General features: G+C 32.3%; 23 protein-coding genes and 1 pseudogene. 6 read left to right on the top strand and 18 right to left on the bottom strand.

The genetic code is table 11. From position 1 onward, the window contains the following. Nucleotides 1–171 precede the first annotated feature (171 nt). Entirely contained in the window at nucleotides 172–1,299 is a 1,128-nt protein-coding gene (gene xerA, locus V6246_RS07775; RefSeq protein WP_341559886.1) for a site-specific tyrosine recombinase/integron integrase, read from the bottom strand. Nucleotides 1,300–1,388: 89 nt separating this feature from the next. On the opposite strand from xerA, the gene V6246_RS07770 reads away from it, so the two are divergent. Next, nucleotides 1,389–1,769, top strand: a complete 381-nt coding sequence (locus V6246_RS07770; protein ID WP_341559885.1) for a hypothetical protein — start codon at nucleotides 1,389–1,391, stop codon at nucleotides 1,767–1,769. A 95-nt stretch (nucleotides 1,770–1,864) separates the two neighbouring features. Here V6246_RS07770 and V6246_RS07765 read toward each other — a convergent pair whose 3' ends face one another. The 8 genes and pseudogenes from V6246_RS07765 to V6246_RS07730 form a co-directional block, all read right to left on the bottom strand. Then, nucleotides 1,865–3,367 carry an aldehyde dehydrogenase family protein gene (locus V6246_RS07765; protein WP_341559884.1) on the bottom strand — a complete coding sequence of 501 codons (1,503 nt, stop codon included), beginning with the start codon at nucleotides 3,365–3,367 and terminating at the stop codon, nucleotides 1,865–1,867. A 205-nt stretch (nucleotides 3,368–3,572) separates the two neighbouring features. Then, nucleotides 3,573–4,413 (bottom strand): annotated as a pseudogene (locus tag V6246_RS07760) (helix-turn-helix domain-containing protein). A 147-nt stretch (nucleotides 4,414–4,560) separates the two neighbouring features. Further along, nucleotides 4,561–5,145, bottom strand: a complete 585-nt coding sequence (locus V6246_RS07755) for a M23 family metallopeptidase (protein ID WP_341559883.1) — start codon at nucleotides 5,143–5,145, stop codon at nucleotides 4,561–4,563. A gap of 62 nt (nucleotides 5,146–5,207) precedes the next feature. Then, nucleotides 5,208–6,089 carry a hypothetical protein gene (locus tag V6246_RS07750; RefSeq protein WP_341559882.1) on the bottom strand — a complete coding sequence of 294 codons (882 nt, stop codon included), beginning with the start codon at nucleotides 6,087–6,089 and terminating at the stop codon, nucleotides 5,208–5,210. Between the two features lie 116 nt (nucleotides 6,090–6,205). Beyond that, a complete protein-coding gene (locus V6246_RS07745) occupies nucleotides 6,206–6,985 on the bottom strand; it encodes a M90 family metallopeptidase (RefSeq protein ID WP_341559881.1) in 780 nt (259 codons plus the stop codon). Between the two features lie 213 nt (nucleotides 6,986–7,198). Then, nucleotides 7,199–7,861 carry a hypothetical protein gene (locus tag V6246_RS07740; RefSeq protein ID WP_341559880.1) on the bottom strand — a complete coding sequence of 221 codons (663 nt, stop codon included), beginning with the start codon at nucleotides 7,859–7,861 and terminating at the stop codon, nucleotides 7,199–7,201. Nucleotides 7,862–7,863: 2 nt separating this feature from the next. Then, nucleotides 7,864–8,322, bottom strand: coding sequence for a hypothetical protein (locus V6246_RS07735; RefSeq protein ID WP_341559879.1), 459 nt, complete (start codon nucleotides 8,320–8,322; stop codon nucleotides 7,864–7,866). Nucleotides 8,323–8,530: 208 nt separating this feature from the next. Further along, nucleotides 8,531–8,881, bottom strand: a complete 351-nt coding sequence (locus tag V6246_RS07730) for a transmembrane 220 family protein (RefSeq protein WP_133967128.1) — start codon at nucleotides 8,879–8,881, stop codon at nucleotides 8,531–8,533. Nucleotides 8,882–9,069: 188 nt separating this feature from the next. On the opposite strand from V6246_RS07730, the gene V6246_RS07725 reads away from it, so the two are divergent. Further along, nucleotides 9,070–9,687, top strand: a complete 618-nt coding sequence (locus tag V6246_RS07725; protein WP_341559878.1) for a LysE family translocator — start codon at nucleotides 9,070–9,072, stop codon at nucleotides 9,685–9,687. 47 nt (nucleotides 9,688–9,734) lie between these two features. Here V6246_RS07725 and V6246_RS07720 read toward each other — a convergent pair whose 3' ends face one another. From V6246_RS07720 to V6246_RS07685, 8 genes are all read right to left on the bottom strand, one after another. Next, a complete protein-coding gene (locus V6246_RS07720) occupies nucleotides 9,735–10,400 on the bottom strand; it encodes an SCO family protein (protein ID WP_341559877.1) in 666 nt (221 codons plus the stop codon). Further along, nucleotides 10,369–10,953 carry a toxin-antitoxin system YwqK family antitoxin gene (locus V6246_RS07715; RefSeq protein WP_341559876.1) on the bottom strand — a complete coding sequence of 195 codons (585 nt, stop codon included), beginning with the start codon at nucleotides 10,951–10,953 and terminating at the stop codon, nucleotides 10,369–10,371. Before V6246_RS07715 ends, V6246_RS07720 begins: the two co-directional genes overlap by 32 nt. Beyond that, nucleotides 10,953–11,702 (bottom strand): YHYH protein, encoded by a 750-nt coding sequence (locus V6246_RS07710; protein WP_341559875.1) that lies wholly within the window; start codon nucleotides 11,700–11,702, stop codon nucleotides 10,953–10,955. The genes V6246_RS07715 and V6246_RS07710 overlap by 1 nt, the downstream gene beginning before the upstream one ends. Nucleotides 11,703–11,767: 65 nt before the next feature. Continuing rightward, entirely contained in the window at nucleotides 11,768–12,952 is a 1,185-nt protein-coding gene (locus V6246_RS07705; protein ID WP_341559874.1) for an Lcl C-terminal domain-containing protein, read from the bottom strand. Between the two features lie 96 nt (nucleotides 12,953–13,048). Further along, entirely contained in the window at nucleotides 13,049–13,765 is a 717-nt protein-coding gene (locus tag V6246_RS07700; protein ID WP_341559873.1) for a LytR/AlgR family response regulator transcription factor, read from the bottom strand. After that, nucleotides 13,762–14,871, bottom strand: a complete 1,110-nt coding sequence (locus tag V6246_RS07695) for a sensor histidine kinase (protein WP_341559872.1) — start codon at nucleotides 14,869–14,871, stop codon at nucleotides 13,762–13,764. The genes V6246_RS07700 and V6246_RS07695 overlap by 4 nt, the downstream gene beginning before the upstream one ends. A 332-nt stretch (nucleotides 14,872–15,203) precedes the next feature. Further along, a complete protein-coding gene (gene lpxD / locus V6246_RS07690) occupies nucleotides 15,204–16,199 on the bottom strand; it encodes a UDP-3-O-(3-hydroxymyristoyl)glucosamine N-acyltransferase (RefSeq protein WP_341559871.1) in 996 nt (331 codons plus the stop codon). Nucleotides 16,200–16,363: 164 nt separating this feature from the next. Further along, a complete protein-coding gene (locus tag V6246_RS07685; protein WP_341559870.1) occupies nucleotides 16,364–17,563 on the bottom strand; it encodes an LETM1-related biofilm-associated protein in 1,200 nt (399 codons plus the stop codon). Between the two features lie 128 nt (nucleotides 17,564–17,691). On the opposite strand from V6246_RS07685, the gene V6246_RS07680 reads away from it, so the two are divergent. The 4 genes from V6246_RS07680 (at nucleotide 17,692) to V6246_RS07665 (ending at nucleotide 22,566) form a co-directional block, all read left to right on the top strand. Continuing rightward, nucleotides 17,692–18,345: a DUF4331 family protein gene (locus V6246_RS07680; protein WP_341559869.1), complete on the top strand. Its 654-nt coding sequence runs from the start codon at nucleotides 17,692–17,694 to the stop codon at nucleotides 18,343–18,345. Between the two features lie 26 nt (nucleotides 18,346–18,371). Further along, entirely contained in the window at nucleotides 18,372–18,929 is a 558-nt protein-coding gene (locus tag V6246_RS07675; protein ID WP_042500134.1) for a DUF4331 family protein, read from the top strand. Nucleotides 18,930–19,029: 100 nt separating this feature from the next. Then, on the top strand, nucleotides 19,030–20,322 hold the full coding sequence (locus tag V6246_RS07670) for a tetratricopeptide repeat protein (RefSeq protein ID WP_341559868.1): 1,293 nt from the start codon (nucleotides 19,030–19,032) through the stop codon (nucleotides 20,320–20,322). A 9-nt stretch (nucleotides 20,323–20,331) separates the two neighbouring features. Next, nucleotides 20,332–22,566 carry a TonB-dependent receptor gene (locus tag V6246_RS07665; RefSeq protein WP_341559867.1) on the top strand — a complete coding sequence of 745 codons (2,235 nt, stop codon included), beginning with the start codon at nucleotides 20,332–20,334 and terminating at the stop codon, nucleotides 22,564–22,566. Nucleotides 22,567–22,855: 289 nt separating this feature from the next. On the opposite strand, the gene V6246_RS07660 is transcribed toward V6246_RS07665, so the two are convergent. After that, nucleotides 22,856–23,653 (bottom strand): anti-sigma factor, encoded by a 798-nt coding sequence (locus V6246_RS07660; RefSeq protein WP_341559866.1) that lies wholly within the window; start codon nucleotides 23,651–23,653, stop codon nucleotides 22,856–22,858.

Below are 23,653 nucleotides of genomic sequence, written 5' to 3'. Positions count from 1 at the left end.
ATCGCCGAAAACTTGGAAGCGTATTTTCTAAATAATACACTTTTTTAACTGCCTTTTTTTATTCCTTTTGCGTAAACAATATTTATATTGAAAGTTATCTAACGATAGCCACGCTATTGCTTACAACAATTGTATATAGTTAGTACTAACTATATATCTATTATATGCGCACTAAGATAGTAAATCTTTAATTTCTGTAAAGGAACTCGTAGCAACATGTGTGTAAATTTCTGTTGTTTTGGTCGAATTATGACCTAGTAGCAGTTGGATGTAGCGAATATCAGTACCACTTTCTAATAAATGAGTAGCAAAACTATGTCTTAACATATGCGGAGTAACTCTTTGTTTAATACCAGCATTCTTGGCAGATTTTACAACAATTTGGAGTACGCTAGAGCTACTATATTTATTACCCGAAATAGGGCTTTCAAATAAATATGTTTCAGGTTTGTAAATTTTAAAATACTTTCTCAAATCTTCTAGAACACTTTTGTTCAGTACAGTATATCGGTCTTTATTTCCCTTAGCTTGTTCAACTCTAATAACCATTCGTTTACTATCAATGTCTTTTATTTTTAATTCTAATAGTTCATTTCTGCGCAAACCAGAAGAGTACAATAAGCTTATAATACATTTATGCTTTATGTTATTGGTTAAGTTAATTATTGTAATTATTTCTTCCTTTGATAGTACTTTTGGCAACTTAGACTCTTTTCTAGGTCTTTCAATGGAGTAAAATCGATTCGGCATTCCTAAAACCATTTCATAATAGAATTTAATAGCGTTAATAGACATATTTATATATGAATTTGATCTGTCTTCGTGAACTAACTTTTTAAGATAGATTCGAATATCATTTTCGTTTATGCTAAATAATTCTCTTTCCTTATAGTAGTTGATAAATTTCTCAAAGCTATGAACGTAGTTTTTTACCGTGCTATTAGAATATTTTTTCAACTCTAATTTCTGTAAAAATTCCTCAGGACATACTCTAAAGTTTTTTTTAATAGGTCGATTTCTAAACCAAGATACATCTGTGTTTTTGTTATCACTATTTAGTTTTTTGTCTTTAAAAAAATAGTTGCAGTTAACCCAAGCAACACCTTCAAATTTCTCAAAAATTAAATTGATATTAGATTTGTTATTTATAATATATACCATATTAAACTCTTTACTCCATTTTGGGTTAGGTAACTCTTTAATTAGAGCTTGAATAACTTTATCTGCATTGAATTGTAAGCCAATACATTGTTTTTCTTTTATAAAAAGATGTTTTAATGTTATATGTTTATTTAGCATATCAGTAATTTTAAAACAAGATATTTATATAAAATAATTTAGTCGTATCTTAAACGAATAGTATTCGTGTAATCTTCGTTTAAGTTAATATGAAATTAAAAAAGAATGAGTGTTTATCCTGCGGAAAAGAGCTGATAGGACGGTCTGATAAAATTTATTGCGATTTACATTGCAAAAGCTCATATCACTACCGGAAATCTTTAGATGAAGCTCCAAGATTCTATAATAAAGTAGATAACCAGTTGAAGCTTAATAGAAAAATTCTTAAAAACTTTAATAAATCGGGTAAAGCAACTGTGCGAGCAAAAGTTGTTCTCGAATTAGGATTTAATCCAAAATATTTTACCCATTACTGGAAAAACAAAAAAGATGATATTTACCTATTTGTTTATGAATTTGGTTTTCTAAAAAAGAAAGAAAGTAATGTAGAAAAATATATTTTAATAAAATGGCAAGAGTATATGGAGTAGTTCTTTTTCTATAGCAGGTTAATGAAATTTATATAAAAACAACAAAGCCCTGGATTATCCAAGGCTTTATTATTACTGAATTTAATGGGTTTTAATTAAAAGAAACCCATAGGTTTTTTGTCGTAAGATATTAACATGTTTTTTACAACACGGTAATGATCTAAAGCCATTTTATGGTTTTCACGACCAAATCCAGATTCTTTAACACCACCAAAAGGAGCATGTGCAGGATAAGTATGGTATTGGTTTACCCAAACTCTACCAGCTTGTATAGCACGAGGTACTTGGTATAATTCGTGTGCATCTCTAGACCAAACACCAGCACCTAAACCGTAAGGCGTATCGTTTGCAATAGCAATAGCTTCTTCCGTAGAGCTAAATGTTGTTAAGGCTACAACCGGACCAAAAATTTCTTCTTGGAAAATACGCATCTTATTATTTCCTTTTAAAACTGTAGGTTGAATGTAGTATCCTTCAGAAAGTTCGCCTTCATAATTACCAGCATCACCACCAGCAACAACTTCTGCACCTTCATCTTTTCCTATTTTAATATAGTCAAGAATTTTGTCGTATTGTGGCTTAGAAACTTGAGAACCAATCATAGTCTCTGGATCTAACGGGTTTCCTGTTTTAATTGCTTTTAAACGCACTTTCATTTTTTCGATAAAAAGGTCTGCAATATCCTCATGCACTAAAATACGTGAAGGAGCAGTACAAATTTCACCTTGGTTTAAAGAGAACATTAGTGCACCTTCAATAGCTTTACTAAAAAAATCGTCGTCATGATCGGCTACAGATGGAAAAAATACGTTTGGAGATTTACCACCTAATTCCATAGTTACAGGAATAATGTTTTCGGCAGCATTGTGTAAAACTTTACGCCCAGTTTCCGTAGAACCTGTAAAAGATAGTTTTGCAATACGCTTAGATGTTGCTAAAGCTGCACCAGCTTCTGCGCCAAAACCAGTTACAATGTTTAATACACCTGCTGGTAAAATATCACCAATAAGTTCCATTAATGCAATAACACTAGTAGGTGTTTGCTCTGCTGGTTTTACAACAGCTGTACAACCTGCGGCTAAAGCTGGAGCAATTTTCCATGCTAACATTAACATTGGAAAATTCCAAGGAATAATTTCTCCAACAACACCAACAGGTTCGTGCAATACAATGCTTACTGTATTTTTGTCGTGTTCTGAAATACTACCTTCGTCTGCACGAATTACACCTGCGAAATAGCGGAAGTGATCGATACAATAAGGAATATCTGCTGCACGAGATTCTCGAATTGGTTTTCCGTTATCTATAGTTTCTAAAGTTGCTAAGTACTCGAAGTTATCTTCCATTACTTGTGCAATTTTTAATAACGCATTACTACGTTCTGTTGCTGAAGATGTACTCCAAGAAGGAAACGCTTCGTGTGCTGCATCTAGCGCTAAATCTATATCTTCTTGTGTTGAGCGTGCTGCTTGCGTAAATACTTTACCATCTACTGGAGAAACGTTATCGAAATATTGACCTTTTACAGGATCCACGAATTTACCGCCAATAAAGTTACCGTATCTTTCTTTAAATACTGGTTTTGTTACATTTGCCATAATTATAATTTTTAATTATTAAATAGTGCTTGCAAAAACAAGCGTTGTTTAATTATGGTACAAATGTATGTTGGGTTATTACCTTTCTATTTATTGAAACGGCTCAATAACTTATGAAAAAAGGTCAATGTTGTTTATTATCAAAAAAAAAATAGTTTGATGTGTTTTTAGAAATTTGTAAATCAGTGGTTTAGATATTGTTTATCTAGTTTGAAATATCTGTTGGGCTAATTCCGAACTTGTTTTTAAAGGCTACACTAAAGTTAGACAGGTTGTTATAGCCAATTTCTAAGTAAATATCAGATGCTTTTAATTCTCCGCCTTGTAACAATTCTTTAGCCTTTTGTAGGCGCTTATCTTGCAACCATTTTCCTGGTGCTTGGTTGTATTCGTTTGTAAAATGACGTTTAAAAGTAGATAAACTCATATTGCAGAGAAAGGCAATTTCTTCTAACTTTAAATTAGAATGCACATTGTTTTCTACTATGTTTTTAAATGGTGAAACATCTTTAGAAATTAGAGAATGTAAGTAATACTCAAAGGTATTACCATATTTATTTAATAAGTACAATAAAATTTCTTCAAACTTTAAAGCCAATAATGCATCGCTAAAATTTTGGTTTTCAAATGTATGTGATGCTAACGAGCTAATAAAAGAAGCAATATATGTATCGTTTTCAATTACAAAATAGGGTACATCTTCTTTATACGGTTTAACGTCGTTGGTGTATTTACTTAAAAAATCGGTTAGTTTCTCTTCAGAAAAGAAAAAGAGTTTACAGTAATAAATAGCTTCTGTGTCTAATAATTCTGTCCAAAGCCAATTTCCTTTTTTCAGTAATAATGATTGGTCTTTATTTACTGCAACCGATGTTCCTGCAAAATGCACTTGTTTTTTCCCTACTTGAAGAAAACTAAACATATTCATGCCTAAATTCACCTTACTTTTAACAACATCTGTGGTCATTTTAAAGTCGTAAACAAAATAAATCAGGACTTTCTGTTTTGTCCTTAATGTAGAGTTCGGGTATGTTTTCTATTGGCATCTAGATTGTTTTTTGGCTAGCAGATAATGTTCTTTTTTTTTGTTTGTAGGGTAGAAGGTAAGCGCAGCCTTTTAAATTCTTACTTGGCCAAATTTACATGTTTTGCTTTTAAATTAAGCCTAAGTGGCGCTATGGATTTGCACGTTGTTAATTTCTGTGGTTTTTTATATACTCAGTAGGGTCTAAATACCCTTCAGTATCAAAAGAATATCCGCCACCTATTGGAAGTCCAACTTGGCTTCTTAATTCTAAATGTAAGTGAGCAAGATATTGCCCATTATTATTTCCTATTGTTCCAATTTTTTGCCCTTTTTCTATGTAATCTCCTTTTTTAATAATTATTTCATCACAATGTGCATATAGAGATTCAATTTGATTTTCATTATCAATATAATGTACTATTCTAATAACGTTTCCCCAACCTCCATAAACATTTTCAACATAAGAGACATATCCATTTGCTATAGAATAAATCGGATCGCCTAAATCGGTGTTTCCTCCTCCAACTCCATTCCAATCATCTCCTAAATGTTCGTTTTCTCCAAATTTTTGAGCATTATAATATTTTTTTGCATCTGGTTTTCCTACAGGAAAATCAAATCCATTTGTGAATTTTATCGTGTCAGCTTTTATAATCTTTATATTATTTTGAGCTGTATAACTAATGTTTTTTTTGGTGTCAGGTTTACAACTAAAAAATCCAATTAATAATATTAAAATTAAGTTTTTCATAATGTTTTGTTCTGAAAATATGTCTACAGGTTAAAATTAATTTTACGCTGTTTCTATCTCTGTTATTCGTTTATAAATATTTCGTTCTTTTTAGGCGGAAAAATTATTACATGAGAATTATAGTCACGGTAATCGGTGAATTTAGTTTTTAAAAATAGAGGCGTGCTCTTGCTTAAGTTGTGTTTTTCAGAAGGAGCTCCAAGCCAATTACATTCTTTTAAATAGTTAAACCGGGTTATCCAAGTGTGCCATCCCTGATTGCTAAAACCCCAGCCAAACTCATTTAGATTTAGAAGATTATTAATGTCGTCTTTATCATCATCAACATCAAAAATACCCGTTAAAGGAATGTTGGGTTGTTTCCAAACATGGTATTTTTTATCCTTTTTGTAATTCTTTAAACAGGCATCATATTCATTAGAGTTTTTTGAGATAAAAAGGTAGGCTTTCCAGTTGTAGAATTTAGTTAAAATATATCCTAAGCTCCAGCCAGCATGTTCGCGGTTAGCCCATATTTTGGTATGATGTTTTTCAACAGTTTCAAATTCCTTTCCAAACCCAGCTTCTAAAGCTTTTACAGCAAATATAGTGCAGTGCATACTATCTAGCTTAATATCATTTTTTTCTATAGCATATTTTTGAAAAACATTTATAGAGTCTAGTAAATCCTTGCTTAAACCTACTGAGTAATACCATTGTGTGCCATAGTATTTACTTGAGTTTAATCTATAGTCATTAAAATATTCGTTTTCTATGTCTGCTATTCGATTTATAGCTTCTGGAGAATTAAAATTAAGATATTCATTTTCAAGTTCACTTTTTGGTGTGTAAACTATAGCGCTATCTATGACTTTCTTTTTTATATAAGTGCTTTTCTTTGTTTTTTCCTTACAGGAATAAAACAAAGATGAAATTGTTAGTAGAAAACAAATTACTTTTTTCATGATTTTTGCTAAGGTTTTAGCAATGTAATATTCAAATTTAAAAAATTAGCACTTAATAAGTAAGAAAAAACATCTTAATTTGTGGATGGGTTTCTAAAGAGAATTTAAATCCTCTTTTACGTTTTAGAACTATCTTTTACACGAAAGCAAACTTCAAGCATTTGATACAAGTCTGGATGTTTTTTCTTCATTTTTTCAGGTTGTTCAAAAAAATATTCCGAAGCTACAGCTAAAAATTCGGCTTCATTAGTACCTCCGTAATTTCTAATATCAGATTTATTGTTATTTATATCCTCCATTTCTTTATGGATAATTTTTAACCAAGGTATAACGTAGGGTTGCTGTATTAATGTTTCTGGTACGCCATCTGTTAAGCCATCTAGTTTGTCTATTAAATGTACAAACTCATGAATACCTGTATTGTGAATATGAGATTTTTTTTGAAAGCCACCATGCAGTGCTTTTCGTGATAAAATCATTTGATGTTCAAATTGTCCCGTACCAACCATACCTGCAATTTGTCGGTTTTCATCGGTTTGAGCAAAACCTAAATTTTCATTAAAATGATCTGGATAAACTAAAACCGTACTTAAATTTTTGTAATGCCATTCCTCGAAATTAAAAACAGGAATAACAGCGCTACATGCAATTAATATTTTATCGAGATCTTCAAGTTTGAAACCTACACTTTCAATATTTACTTCACTTAAAAATACCATAATCCGCTGCTGGAATCGTTTTTGTTCAGTGGTAGATAAACCTTTATAAAAATTAACATGCCGCATGATTTTGTTATGCCAATTAGCGGGAAATTTTTCAGCCTTTTTCTTTTTGGTGGCATAAAGAGTATAGAGAGCGAAAGCCACTAATAGTATAAAAGCAATAGTAAATGCCATAAAATGATGATTTAGTTTTTTGTAAAAGTATTCTATTTTTTAAAGAAAAGGAATTGCTGTATATGTTGCAATGCCTTTTACTAATATTAGTTCTTATTTGTAAAGAAACCATATTCAATTAAGTAGCTGTTTATTTTTGCTTGAGTATAAATCAAAAAAGCCGAATTTCAATATATTTTGAAATTCGGCTTTGAAAATTATAATGATGATAAATTAGCGCTTTACTTTTAAGTTTGGATAAAGTGCAATTATTTTAGTATAAAACTCATCTCCAACAACTTTGTTTTTAGTTAAGGTTTTAGAATAGCTACTGCCAAACATTGAAGAAACATCAGCATTAAAAGTTAATGTGTTATGAACTTCTATAGCGCTTACTTGGCCGTCTATATTAAAGGTGAAAAGGTATTTGTTAGCAACGATTTCTTTGGTTTTAGTAGAATCGAAAGTAACGGTTGCATTGCTTAAGCGCTCTGAATTAAAAATTAAATGCTCTTTTAAATCGCCATCTACATCTGTACTAAAATAATGCATTTTCCCTTCGCTTAAAATCACAAAAGAAGGAGTTTCGACAGTGGTATACTTTACGGTTCCTAAAGTCATTGCAGATTTTAATATGTCTTTACCTATATCTTTAGCTTTGTCTGCACCTGTATATGGTATAGAGGCTGAGGTAAAAGCATCAATAGGGGCGTTTTTCATCCATTTTTTGATAAAAGAATAGTCCTTGTCTAGAAGTTCTTTTTTGTACTGGTCAACATTTTGTTTTTCTTTATCAAAATCTTCATTGCTAACATGCTTTTTGTTTCTTTTCATCATGTAAAACATCATAAGGAAACCAAAAGAAAGTACTATTGCCGGAAGTAAATATGGACTCATAATTAAACTTCTTGAGGTGTTACATTATCTTCTTTTTTACCCATATAACTCCAGATGATTCCTGCTACTATTAATAGAAATAGAACTTTACCACCATATTTATTGTAAAAAGGAACTTTTAAAACATCGGCTTTATTAATGTTGTTTTCCTCTAATATGACGGCTATTTGCTCTTCTGAAACGTCATAATATGTTTCTGATTTTACATCATATAAAACAAGCTTCGCATCTTTGGTAATCCATAATGGTAAAATCCAAGCCACATTAAATTCTTCGTGTATTGTTGCTAAATCAAGATAAACTTTACTGTTTTCACTAGTTTCATACATTTCGTTATCTGGTAATTCAGAGACAACAGTAATCACTTCTTTTTTCCCAAGCGGGATTTTTCCTTTTGCAAAAGAACTAGTAATACCAAAAATTAAGAATGTAAATAGAACTGCTTTTTTGATGTTTTTCATATTAAGATTTTTTACGGTTAGGTGTAAATATATGTTAAAAAAATTAACAGAAGTGTATGGTAAATAAAAAACAGGAGCTGACATTTAATGCTTTATTACTTACTTTTTTAGTAATCAACGCCTTACATTTTTTAAGTAAATGTATTTAATTATTGTAGCATCGTAATATGAGAGTGATTTTTTTACATAACAACATATTTTTGTGTAATCACTTCTTCCCTAAAAAAGAAAAACCACCAAACAAAAACATAACAATTGCCATTAGCAATAATCCGTAAGCTTCTCGCGCTTCTTCTACATTTTTTATATCTCCTTTACCTATTTCAAAACCTTCAAAAGTTTCTGGGTAGGCTGAGAAAAAACCGATTAGGAATAAAGTGCCAAGAACAAGTAGAACCATTTTAGGTGTTTTGTTAGCGGCATAACCAAAACTAGCAATAGAAGCAATGGTATAAATAATAATCCACAATATAGGGTCGGGGTCGTTGTATTGCACAATAGCTCCAAAAATGAATAAAACACCAAATATAATACCGAGTACTTTTAATACTATTTTCATAATACGTGTAATGTCGTTTTTGCTTATTCTAAAATAGACCCATAGGTTAAAGAAGGCTAAGTTACTATATTTTTAAACTTTCCATTTGATTAAAAAAGGCTTAGTTGAATCGTTTCGGGTTAATTTAAAGATTAAACGTAGTAACATATTGATGGATTAAGCCGTTTATTTGTGGCTAGATATAAATTATGACTTTTTTAACCTGCTTACTTTTTGGATTTCTTATTGCTGCTTCCGGTAGTATTGTACCTAGTTTTTTAAATCTTACAGTTGTTAAGTTTAGTTTGAAAAGTGGACGGAAATCTGCTTTTTATCTCATTGGTGGTTTTGCTACGGTATTGTTTTTTCAAGCTAATATAGGCGCATATCTTTCAAGCGTTTTAATGGAGAATTCAGAATATATAACCCTGATACAAAAAGTTGGTACAGGTATTCTTTTCTTACTATCGGCAAATTTTTTCAGGTTATATTTTACTTCAAAAAAGCAAATTAAAAAACAAGAAATCGATAAGTCTAAAGCTTACTTACACGGTATTGGTATGTCTTTATTAAATACTTTTGCCATTCCGTTTTACTTCACGTCTATTTCTTTGCTAATAGGTTTAGAGTATTTCGAATACTCACTTCTCAATAGTTTATATTTTTCTATTGGTTCTACGGCGGGCTCATTTACATTATACGCCGTGTATGCCACAGTAGCGAGCAGAATTGAACACAAACTTACTTTTATAGCAACTAGAATGGATTTTATTTTAGGCTGTTTAACAGGAGTTGTTGGAGTTGGAAACCTAATTTATTTACTGTAATATTTTAAAAATGATATTGCTATTTCAATCTTAAGTTGGAGAGACTATTATTTTTCATTTTGTAAAGTCTTTATATCATTTATGAGCGCTTCCATATCCAAAGCTACGGTGCCATTATAAACACCACGAATCCTTTTAGTTTGGTCTACTAAAATTAAATGTTCTGTATGTAGAAACTCTGTACTATCTCTGCTGAAACCAATATCTTCTTCGGCGTAATAAGATTGCCTGGCTAATTTATAGATGTCACTTTTTGAACCCGTTAGAAATTGCCAATTCTCGTTTGTAATATCATGGTTTTTCTTGTAAGCCTTTAATTTACTAGGCGTATCTATCCAAGGTGTAACAGAATACGATAGAAAAACAAGATCTTGATTATTTTGCAAGCTATCACTTACTATTTTTAAATGATCTGTCATTACCGGGCAAATACTGCCACAAGTGGTGAAAATAAAATTAGCAACGTGTATTTTGTTTTGAATTATACTTTGATTCACTAAAATACTATCCTGATTTAAGAATTCAAAATCATCAATAATATGCGTGATTTCTTTTTGAACTCTAGATTTATCCTTTATAAATACCGGTGTAAAAGTCGGGTCGTTATAGTAAGGTAAAGCTGTGATCTCTTCCGTATTCTGACGCTTCTTTTTACTTCCGTTGCAACCAATTAATAAAACACTACTTATTAATAAAAATACTATCCGATACATTTACACAATTTTTAGTTCCTAATAATCCATACCTCTTACCACTAATGATAACGTAGTTTGCTCTAATTTTCCCATTATCATACCATAGTTTTTGAGAGCCTTCTTCTTGTCCGTTGGAATAATGAGCCAAATGAAATAAAAACCCATCGCTATTCCATTCTTTTAATTCGCCTTCATAGGCATCCTTTTTAGCGGTATATTCAAATCTTTTATTTCCGTTTTTCCAAAATGCAATTTGCTTTCCGTTTTTTTGTCCAAAGGAATAATGACGTAATTCCTTTAACTTATTGTTGGTATACCATTTTTTTGATGCACCTTCTTTTAAGCCGTTGTAATAACCTTCTAACAAAAGAGTATCCGCAGTTTCTGGGTTTAGTTCGTAAACAAAACCTGAATAGATTCTACCTTCAGCATAAAGTAAACTTGCTTTTGTTACGGTCGTTGATTTTAAAACAAATGAAGCTGGAATGTTTTTAATAATACTAGTTTCATTTGTTTTGTTTTTACAAGAACACACACAAAAAATCAAGAAAAATAAATAGGCGTATTTCATTACTGCGTTACAGTTCCAGGTGTTCCGTAATATCCGTTTCCGTTTATGTAAGGATCTGTATTGGTAATATGATAATGGTAAATTCCATCAGGATAATCTTCGGTAGCGTGACTATGGCCATGGTAGGCGTCTAATCCGGTAACGTCAGATCCGTTTTCTTCAGGACCATAAACAGGAAAACCATCTAATAGAAAACCAAGTAATGAGGACTTTGTAGCTGTTACCGTTGTTAAATATAGTGGTTCAATATGATAGTGAAATGTTCCATTTCCTGTTGGATGTCCCCAGTATTTATCAAAACTTTGAAACTCATCGGTAAGTGGTTGGTTAGGTCCTGCATATTGATTAAAAAGAGGCACACCGTTTAAAGAAACTCCTATAGCACCAAGTGGTGTAGCGGCATGGTTAGTCGCTACTGTTGGGTTTAAAGGTATTTTAAAAGTATAATCGAATGAAGCGATGGTATTTGGGTTTTTTACAAAATCGTAGCCTTCAAAAGTAGTACCACTAAAATCTTCGTATAATTCACTTGAAGTTGGGTAATACACACTTTTATGGTCTGGCATACCATTCGTATTTATTGTAATATAAGTACCATCACTTGTAATACTTGTTGCGCCGTAAATTTTAAAATACACATCGGGAACTTCTATAGTTTCGTTGGTTGTTACCTTATCGTCTTCACTACAACTAACTTGGCCTAAAAATATCATTATTATGGCTGCGATTTTAATATGTTTTGCTTTCATATACATTTTATTTTATTCGTTTATTTTGTTTGGGGTATATTAATATTATTTTAAATATATGGTTTTTATTCTATTGTTCTTACACATCGTACAAAATTGTAGACATAACGAACATCACCTTGTGGACCAAAAAACTGAGGAAAATTATTTTTATTTCCACTTTTAGGGTCGCTTCTTTGGCAGCCTGCACCATGCACATCCATTAGAGTTCCTCTCATTTCTCCTTGTCCTTCGCCAAAAGCAATATAAACAGCACTAGCAGATGGGTTTCTACCATCTAAATGTGTTGTACTGGTCCAGAAATAAGGGTATTGGCCAGATTTTCCTTTTGGATCATTTATTTCTGTTGTGTCGAATATCGGGTTTATAGCCGGAGAATTCGTTGTTTGAGGAGATCTTGAGTAATCTACAATACTTTGTAACGCTTTGGCGTTGGGTAAACGCCAATCGTTATAGTTTGCGAGTTCTAGGTTTTCGGCATAGTTTAAAGATGTTTCCCAATCTCGTTCTTTTCCATCATCTGCTTTTTGCCACATTAATCCGGTGGCATAATCGCTTATTGTACCATCTCCATTATCTATAAAATTGTTTTTTCCATATGCTGTGTTTCCTCTAACCATGCGAAAATACATAGTGTTTTTATCTCCGGTTCTGGGTTTGTATTTAGGATATCCTTTAATTCTTCCATCCACAAAATTAACACCAAAAACGGTGGCGTCTTTTCTCATGGTTTTGCCTACGTATTCTGTTGCCGACCAAGTTTGCGCATCAATTTCACGTTCACCAATACTTGTGTTTCCAAGTGGTTGATTAAAATATTCAGTATCAATAAACATATCTATGGCAGTAGCTCCTTTTATTTTTCCTGTAAATAAAATAAGTGAGTACAATTCTTTTATTGTTGGAACACGCCAATCTGTATGTTCTCCAAGATTTGAATTTTTTGCTTTTACAAAGGCTTCTTCAAAAGTGATTTTTGTACCCATATTTTTTTCCCATACCAAGCCTGTAACATGGTCTGTAATCGTGCCGTCATTATTATCGGTGTAAGAAGGTTGATTACCAGTGTATGTAGCATCTTGCCCGTAAAAAGGTTGGGCTTTGGTTGGTGCTGTTATTATGGCTGTATCACTATAAAATGCGTTTACGCCTGTATCTACAATAGGGTAGGTGGCTTGAGCTTTTACCACAGAAATAACCGAAACAAATAGGCCTAGTGCCGTAAACAGTTTTTTGCTATAATGTATCATCTCTTTGTGTTTAGTCTTAACTTACTACAAAGAACTTAAAGTGACGAGTGAAAAAAAAGTAATATCAACGGAAGGCGGTATTTAATCAATGGAATTTTAACTAAAAAAATTATTGCTAATAAATTCCTTAAATTGATCTATGTAAGTGTCGCTAACTACAATACATCTTTTGTCGCTGTAAATAATTCGGTTGCGTTCTACGGTAACAATATGGTTGAGGTTTACAATGAAGGAACGATGAATACGCATAAAATTTCCCTGTGGTAATACTTCTTCAATATTTTTAAGACGGATTAATGTTTTTACCGGAGCGCTATTTATCAAATGGATACAGACGTATTCTTTTTGAGATTCTAGATATTCTATATCGTTAAAATTAATTCGGATGTGTTTTTGCCCAGATTTAATGAACAGGTAATCGCCCGTCTTTTTAATTTCAGTTTTAACTAGCTTATCTTTTTTTATAAAATCTTCAGCTTTGGTAGATGCAGATAAGAAATCGTTATATTCAATTGGCTTTAGTAAATAATCTACGGCATTTACTTTATAGCCTTCTATGGCGTAATCGCTATAAGCTGTAGTGAAAATTATTTTAGGCGGATTTTTAAGTGATTTAGCCAATTCCATGCCACTGATATCTGGCATATTAATATCCAAAAACATTAAATCTACAGTATTAGTTTCTAAGTATTCCGTTACTAATGATGCATTCGTGAATTTTGCTGAAAGTTGCAAAAATGGCGTTTGCTCAATGTAAGAAACAATTTGTCTCAATGCCAAAGGTTCATCGTCTACTGCTATACAGGTTATCATATAGGTATTTTAATGGTTGAATTAAATATCTTGTCGTATTCTGTATGGGTAAATGTATAATTATTTTTGAAAAGTAATTTAAGTCGCTTTTCAGTGTTTTCTATACCTATCCCAGATTGTTCTGTAATTTTTTTCTTTTTATGTAAACTGTTGCATATATTAAATTCAAGCTCGTTTTTATGAATATATAAATTAATATGAACGAATGATTTTTCATCATAGCTTATGCCGTATTTAAAAGCATTTTCGAGAATATTTGTGAAAAGAAATGAAGGAATAGTGATATCGGGTAATTGTTCTGGTAAGTTGAATTGTATATCGATTTCTTCACTAAACCGCAGTTTCATGAGTTCAATATAGCTATTAATGAAATTTATTTCTTTTGTTAAAGTGGTTGGTGTTGCGTCCGATTCGTATAACAGATGGCGCATTAACACCGAAAGTTTAGCAATAGAACTTTTGGCTTCTTTTGTATCGAAATCAACCAGGGAATGAATATTATTAAGCGTATTCATTAAAAAATGTGGACTAATTTGATTGCGTAAAAAAGCTAATTCATTTTTAATATTTTCTTTTTCTATCTCTGCTTTTTGCTGCAGTCCTTGTGCCCATTTTACAGAAAGATTCATTCCGGTATCAAAACCAACCAATAAAATGGATAATAATATAAGGTTTATATAAGGTGGAGTTGAAGACATTGGTGCTTCGTGGTTTCCTGTTTTTCTCTCTTTAAGTTCTTTATTAGAGTCAGGCAGTTGTAGTAAATTTTGCCCGTGTAATGGTGGTGCTTGTTGCGGGTTTTCCAGTTGTCGTATTGTTATAGAACCAATTACGGTTAGCGCTATTAATAGCGTTACAGAAATTATATATAAGGAAATTCGAGATTTAAATAGAAACTGAGGAATTAAAATAATTCTGTTGATGCAAAATATAATGAGTAGCGGTAAGTAATCGAACCAGACATTAAAAATGATGTTCCAGTTTATTTTATCTACGTTAATCCATTGAAAGAATAGTGGTGCCGTAAATAATAACAACCAAAAGGCTGAAATAAAACTGAACTCAAAAATCTTGGAATTACGTTTGTTTAAGAACTCTAGATTCATAATACTTTTTTAGGTTCTATTAAGATACGGTAAAACTGCAATTTTTATGTTTAGAATTCAAATGTTTTCAATGGAAAGGCTGTTTGAGTCAATGGAAATTAGTTGTTGAGGTTGGAGGTGTTTTATGAAGATTAAAAGTGCATTAATAATCTCAATGAGAGGTGGTTTTTTTGCTTTTTAAAGTTTTTTATTTACATCTTGTCTTCCAACAATTGCCATAATTTACATCTTTTGATGTAAAAATACACCAGAATCGAATTATTCGTAAAACAAAAAGGTTCACTCCATTCAAAAATTTTCAAATAAAGTAAACCTTTTGTATAAATAAAATTTTATTTCTTAACCAATCTACGCATAGCAACCCATTGTTTTAGCATATCTCGAGCGTCTTGCGCAGGATAACCTAAAACGGTTTGTCCGGCTTTTACATCGTTCATTACACCAGATCCAGCACCTACGGTTGCTCCCGAATCAATGTTGGTATGGTCTTTAATAGAAGCGCTTCCTCCAATAATAACACCATCTCCAAGTGTAACCGAACCAGCGAGTCCGCTATGTCCAGCCATAATACAAGATCGTCCCATAACACTATTGTGAGCCACCTGTACTAGATTATCAATTTTACAACCGTCGCCAATAATAGTAGAGCTGAATTTGGCTCTATCTACACATGAATTTGCTCCAATTTCAACAAAATGACCAATAATTACATTCCCTATTTGTGGTATTTTAACTAAGCCTCTACCATCGTCACTTGGTCTGTATCCAAAACCATCGGCACCAATACTTACATTAGTATGGAAAATACAGTTACTACCAATAATACAGCGTTCGCGAATTACGGTACCCGACCAAACTATGGTTTTATCACCTATAATGGTTTCATCAAAAACACAAACATTAGGGTATAGTATAACTTCGTTACCCAATTCTACATCTTTACCAACGTAGCAATTGGCTCCAATTTTACATCCGTTACCAATTTTTGCAGTTTCGTGTATAACGGCTGTTGGGTGAATATCAGTATCGAATACGGGAGCTGGTTGATTAAAAAGTTCCAGTATTTTAGCCATCGCTAAATCGGCATTTTTCACTTTAATAATAGCGCGATTATCTCCGGCTTCAATTTTTAAATTATCATTTACAACAGCAGCACATGCTTTAGAGTCGGCCCAAAATTTCACGTATTTAACACTTCCAACGAAAGTGATATGATTATTATTCGCGTTTTGTAATTGTTCTGGTCCGTTAATTTCTTGTGTAGTATGGCCAATTAATTCGCCTTGTAATACGTCGTTAATTTCCTCAATTGTATATGATGTCTTCAAATTTTATATGATTAGAATGTTAGTATTCGTAAATCTAACTGAAAAAAATAAAATAGTTCTAAAAGAATAGATTTTTTTTCTGTGATAGACCACGGAGTTCGGCTAAAACTAATGTTTAGCCAATGTGATTTCAATATATTATAAACGATGAAAAGTGGAATCTATTATTTCTTTATTCTATTTTCATCGAAAGCAGAAGGTAATAATTTTGGAATAAATTTAATAACCAAAGGCAATAAAATGGCACCGCCTGGTAATAGAAAAATCGCTAAACTAGGTATGGATTTAAAAATATCTAATAGTTGGTCGGTTACTTTTTTCTGCTCCTCTTTAGTTAAATCTCTAACGGTAGACTGGGTAAGTAGAACCATAAGTTCCTTACTATCCTTTAGTTCTTGGTACAAGCGTTTACTATTTCTAGTAATAAGTTTGTATACCATTTTACTAGAATTATCGTAAAAACTGTGTACAATATTTTTAGAGCTTAAAAGCGCAATATTGCCTTTGTTGGCAGTGTAAAAGGTGTTTACACTTTGGATGGATTGCTGAATGCGTTCACTATTCAATCTTAAATCTTGACCTAGTTTTACTAAAAATTGATATTCTTTCTCGTCTATAATAGCATCACTCCAAGAGGCCATGCAAGCAATGTCTAAAATATAGTAGGCTTCCTTAGAAGTTTTTACCATAGCAACGGCTGCTTTATAATCTATATGCGTGTCGTTTTGGTAGCGTAAAGACGATTCAAACAATTTAATTAAACTTTCGTCATATTTATTTTTAGAGGCTTTGGCATTCAAAACTTCTAAAGAAATAGAGGTAATGGCAGCTTCTAAATTTTTTAAATATTCAATCGAAATGGTTTCGTTTTTCAAATAACCTTGGTACGCCAACACATCTATATATAGTAGCGCGTTAATAACAAAGTAGTTAAAGTTTTTTGTTAAAACATTAGCGTCTATTTGAACGCGTTTGTGTATTATTTTTTCGAGTTGCTCGTTCGATTTTTTACCACCTAATAAATCCTGAAAAAAAGAATTTTTAGATTCCTTAATGGTAGAGTAAAAGCCAATAACACTATCTACAAACTCGGCTTTAGAGTTCGATGTTTTGTGCGTGTATAAAAATGCTAAGCATAAATTGGTTTTACAAAGTTCTTCTTCTGTAAGGTCTTTGTTTTCAAAAGTATGTTCTACAACTTCTAAATTGCTTCCGTAGATAAATCCAGAATCGCGCAATGCTTCATAAAAAGATTCTTTGTCTATATTAAATAGCGCATCCTTTTTACTAACATCTGTAAGCAATTTATTTATCCAACCAGAAGCCGATGGGTTCATTCTACTATCATTTTTAATAAGAGACAAAGATAAATTTTATATCCAATATTTAGGCGGTTTTTCGCTTTAACATAATTTTAACAAAACCGCTCTTGTTGTTTCTTCGTAGGTATGCGTGAATTCAAAAATTAACAGATTAACAAAAATTCAAAATCATGAAAAACTTAAAAAGAGTATTAGGAATTGGAGTAGTAGCTGCGGCTAGTGTCTTCATTTTAGCGGCAGATCATATCGATGCACCTGCTGTAAAAGGAGGAACAAGTGATATCACAGATTTTTATGCCTTTCAAGCTGAAAACACAAATAACTTAGTGTTTGTAGCAAACGTACAAGGTTTAATTAGCCCAAGCGCAACTGCCGATGCTGCATTTGATGAAAGTGTTTTAGTTGAAATTAATATTGATACCGATGGTGACAATATTGAAGACATGGTAATTCAAGCCATTCCGAGAGACGGAAAAATGTACTTTTTTGGACCAGTTGCACCATCGCAAACAGGACTTAATAGTACCATCGCAACTACAGCAACTAATACAGGTTGGGTAGATATTACAACGTATGGTGAAGCTGCTGTAACAGAAACTAATGCAATGGGTATGACGTTTTTTGCTGGCCCACGTGACGATCCGTTTTTTATGGATTTTGCACAATACTCTGCAATTATTGCTGGTACTGCTGATGGTTTTAACGATCCAGGAGCAGATACGTTTGCAGGTAGTAATGTAATGTCTATAGTAGTAGAAGTACCAAAAAGTATGATTGGTGGTTCGGGAACTATTAACACTTGGGTAGAATCTAAAAAGAAATAAAAAATAACTAATTAAAATTATTAAGTATGAAAACTATAAAAAATATAAGTGTCGCATTTGCATTATCATTTTTAGCATTTAATTGCTCATCGGACGATGATAACAATATTGTAGAAAATATGGAGCCTGATTTTTCAGGAACATTTATGCAACAAGATCAAATGGGAAGACCTGCAGTAAATACTGTATTTGTTTCTGGATCTAGTAAAGATGATTTCAATGTTACTATTCCTTCAGAGCAAAATGCTGCATTCCAAAGTATGTTTCAAGCAAATTTAGAAGGTTTAAGTCCTGCTTTTGCTAACGCTGGCGATAAAAATGCATTACAACAAGATGCTGCAACCTTTACAGGTTTACTTGCAACCGATGTTTTAAATGTATCCTTAGACGGAACAACAACTTTTTACGATGGTACTAATGTTTTAACAGGTCGTAATTTAACTGATGATGTTATTACTGTAGAGTTATTATTAATTTTTGGTGGTGAAGATTTTACTGAAAACCCTCAATTTTCTAATGATAATGTAAGTGCTAACGATAAAGACTTTTTGCCTTCATTTCCTTACCTAGCTTCTCCTTGGTAGAAGCCTATTTAGAGGTTGTTTAATTATTTTTTTAAACAGCCTCTTTATTTTTTCAACCTAAAAACGAATCACAAAAAAATCACACTAAAAATCTAAAATCATGAAAATCATTCACCAACTGGCGTTTGTGTTATTAGCAGCTTGTTTTGCAAGTTGTAATAATGCCGATAATAAAATTACCAACTCTAAAGATTATAATGTTTTTTTAGAAAACACAACCAACAAAGCATTAGCATTGGCTCAGGCAGATTTAAATTTTTGGAAACAAAAACTAGAAAAACAACCTAATCAATTTCCTTATTTATCAAAGGTATCTGCTTCACAATCTCAAATATTTGGAGTTACGGGTAATATTGAATCTCTTTTAGAGGCCGAAGAAAGTTTAATAAAAGCAAACGAGGCTGTAAACTATACTAGCACAGGCTATTTACGTGCTTTAGCAAGAAATTATATTTCGCAACACCGTTTTAAAGAAGCTTTAGGTTTACTTAAAAAAGCAGAAATTAATGGGGAACATTTAGAAAGTACTCAAAAAATGCTCTTCGATGTTAACCTAGAATTAGGAGATTTTGAAGCTGCGAAAAGTTATTTAGAAACTTTTAAAGATTTTGAAGATTTCGATTATATCATTCGTTTATCAAAATGGTCGGATGTTCGTGGCGATTTAGATGCTGCCATAAAATATATGGAACGTGCTAAAACCATGGCGGAATATACCAATATGCCATCTACAAAAAAATGGGTGTATACTAATTTAGCCGATTATTACGGGCACGCCGGAAAAATAGAAGCTGCTTATAAGCACTATTTAATGGCTTTAGAAATTGATCCGCAAGATGCTTATTCTAAAAAAGGAATTGCATGGATTGTGTATTCTCACGAGAAAAACCCAAAGGAAGCGTTGCGCATTTTAGATTATGCTACCAGAACTCATTTATCTCCAGATTACTATTTATTGAAGGCAGATATTGCTGAATATCTAGAAGATGCTGAGTTGCAAAAAGAACAGTTAGAATTATACAAAAAAGCAGTAAGCAATACGCAATATGGCGATATGTATAATAAGTATAACGCACTTTTATTTGCTGAAGATATTAATATGAAAAACAAAGCTTTAGAAATAGCGTTAACCGAAATTGAAAATCGCCCAACACCACAATCTTACGATTTGTTAGCTTGGTCTTATTTTAATTTAGGAGATACTAAAAAAGCATTAACAGTTATGGAGAATTTTGTTATAGGGAAAACATCGGAGCCTGATGTATTATACCATTTAGCGTGCATTTATAAGGTTAATGGAAAGTTAAAAAAAGCCGAGGAATTAAAAAAAGAATTGAATAATAGTATTTTTGAACTTGGTCCTTTAATGGCCAATGAAATTCGTAATATTTAAATGTTTTATATGAATTATAGAAAATATCTTTCTACAGTTTTAGTCTTGTTTTTAGTTAATTTAGGGTTTTCACAACGTTTAAAAGGTGTGATTATAGATGAAAATAATCAGCCTTTAGAAGCGGCTTATGTTTATAACTTAAATTCTGAAACGCATGCGCACTCTTCGGCAAACGGTATGTTTGTTTTAGATGAAAATAAAATAGGAGATTCACTTAAAGTTGGACTTCTAGGTTATAAAAATCAGGTTTTGGTTTTAGAAGAAAACACTCTAAATTCAGGAATAACGATTACTTTACAAGAGAAAACATTTCAGTTAGAAGAGCTACACCTAAATGAGCAATTAAATGCGTTGAGCACAATTTCTCGATTAGATTTAAGTATCGATCCCGTAAACTCTTCTCAAGAAGTATTACGAAAAGTACCTGGTTTAATTATTGGTCAACACGCTGGTGGTGGAAAAGCAGAACAGCTTTTTTTAAGAGGTTTTGATATCGATCACGGAACCGATGTTGCCATTTCGGTAGATGGTATGCCAGTAAATATGGTGTCTCATGCACACGGGCAAGGTTACAGTGATTTACACTTTTTAATAGCCGAAACGGTTAACAAAATAGATTTTGGTAAAGGAAGTTATTATGCCAATAAAGGTGATTTTAACACGGCAGGTTATGTAGATTTTTCTACCAAAGATTATATAAAAGATAGTCAGGTTTCATTGTCTATTGGCCAATTTAACTCTTTAAGAACTCTTGGGATGTTTGATTTGTTGGGCGATTCTAAAAATGAAAACGCTTATATGGCCATTGAGTATTTAGAAAATGATGGCCCGTTTGAGTCTCCTCAAAATTTTAATAGACTTAATCTATTTGGAAAGTACACCGTTATTTCTCCAGAAAATAATAAATTAAGCTTAACACTGTCTCACTTTAAAAGTCGTTGGGATGCTTCTGGGCAAATACCACAACGCGAAGTTGATAATGGAAATATTTCTAGATTTGGAGCTATCGATGATACCGAAGGTGGTAACACGCAACGTACCAATTTAAACATAGAATATAGTAAGTATATAAATGATGATACAAGGTTAAAAACCAATATGTTTTATACACATTCGGCATTCGAACTGTATTCTAATTTTACATTCTTTTTAGAAGATCCTGTAAATGGCGATCAAATAAAACAAATTGAAAATCGTGATATTTTTGGATTTAATAGTCGTTTAATTCATGATACTTATTTAGGGAAAACACCTGTAGTTTTAAGTGCAGGCGTAAGTTTAAGAAATGATGTGGCAAACGATACCGAGTTATCTAAAACTTTAAATAGAAGTACAACATTAGAGCAAGTGCAGTTGGGTGATATAAACCAAACTAACGCAAGTATGTTTGTTAATGCAGAATTCGAGTTTGGAAAACTTATTGTTGCTCCAGCTTTACGTTTAGAGCATTTTAAATTTATGTATAATGATAAACTACAAACAAACTACACGTCTTTAGATGAAACCAAAACAGCGTTGTTGCCTAAGTTGAATTTCTTTTATAATGCGAAAGATAACTTGCAACTATACTTAAAATCGGGTATTGGTTTTCACTCTAATGATACACGAGTTGTTGTAACCAATGCTAGTGAAAATATTTTACCAAAAGCCTATGGCGTTGATCTTGGTAATATTTGGAAACTAACACCAAAATTAGTGGTTAATTCTGCTTTATGGTATTTGTTTTTAGAGCAAGAGTTTGTTTATGTTGGCGATGCTGGTATTGTTGAACCTAGCGGAAGAACAAGACGTTATGGTGCAGATTTAGGTTTAAGATATCAATTAAACAATTGGTTGTTTTTAAATACCGATGCTACACTTACAAAAGCGCGTAGTATAGATGAAGCTTCTGGTGAAGATTATATTCCGTTGGCTCCAGATTTCACTTTAACAGGTGGACTTACAGTTAACGATTTAGATGGGTTTTCTGGAGGATTAAATTTCAGGTATATTGATGATAGACCAGCAAACGAAGATAATAGTATTGTTGCCGAAGGTTATTTTGTGAGCGATTTTAACGTGAATTATACCATCAATAATTTAACGTTTGGTTTCGCGATAGAGAATCTTTTTGATACCGAATGGAACGAAACACAATTTGCTACAACCTCACGCTTACAGAATGAAACCGCACCTGTAGAAGAAATTCATTTTACACCAGGTACACCGTTTTCTAGTAAGTTTACTGTGAGTTATAGGTTTTAATTAAAGTACATTTATAGAAGTGTAGTGATTTGAAAATATAAAGATTAAGCCAAGAATTTTGTGATTGATTTTGTTGGTTTTTTAGGTGAAAGCACTTGATTATAGAAATATAGTCAAGTGTTTTTTTTATGCTTAATAATTAGGTTTTGGGAAACTATTTAACGGTAGACAGGAGTGAGGTGAATAATAAATAAGCTAAACCGCAATAGACGTAAAGAATAGATCATTTCTGTGCCTTTTCCTAGTCATAGGAAACATAAATAAGAAGATAAAACGTTTTTAAAATGAATTAACTAGCCGCAACACCAAGTGTGTATAAAAACTCCATAGTTGGGGTGTCGCTTCCGCCAGCAGGCTCTAAAGTTATACCAAAAGCTTCACTTTGATTTGCATTTGCAATCTCGAATATTTTGTTGGTATCCGTAGCAAAATCGTCAATAGTACCTAAGCTTGTAGGTGTTAAAGGGCTAAGTTTTAAAGACCAAACTTGATATACTTTACCTTCTGGAGGTTCTGGTAATCCTTGCGCATCTAGAAAAATACGTTGTTCTTTTTTATCCCAATATACCTTCGCGTAAGTGCTAGCAAAATTTCCTTGACCAGCAAGAGGTATTTTAGTAATGGCATCGTCTCGTAAAACGGAAACCAGAGTTTGTGCTTCTTCTAAACTGTTTTTAGAATTTGCAATTTGAGTTTCTAATAAGGCCTGTTTTACGTTGGCAACTTCTATATTAGATTGTAAAGTAGTGTTTTGGTTTACGGTCCATAATAGGCCGGCAGCCAAAACAACAGATGCGGCCCAACCGGTATAAGTAATCCAGTTGTATTTAGTGATCGATATAACTTTAGTATCGCTATTGCCTTTAAAACCTAAAGTCTTTTTGATACTCGTTAATATATAGTTTTTGTTTTTTGGAGCTGTAGCAGCAGTAAGTTTAATAACGGCGGCTTCAATATTTAAAACTTCTTGTAAAATTTCAGGATTTTTTTGCATAAGCGCATAGACCTCTTCGTTTTCTTTATCAGAAAGCGAACCAGCTACGTATAGCTCTAAAATTCCGGACTCTATGTATGCGTTAATATCCAT

The organism is Algibacter sp. TI.3.09, assembly GCF_038154905.1.
Lineage (GTDB): Bacteria > Bacteroidota > Bacteroidia > Flavobacteriales > Flavobacteriaceae > Algibacter.
The sequence above is the reverse complement of the archived record's forward strand: the minus strand, read 5'-3'. Positions and strand labels throughout refer to the sequence as shown.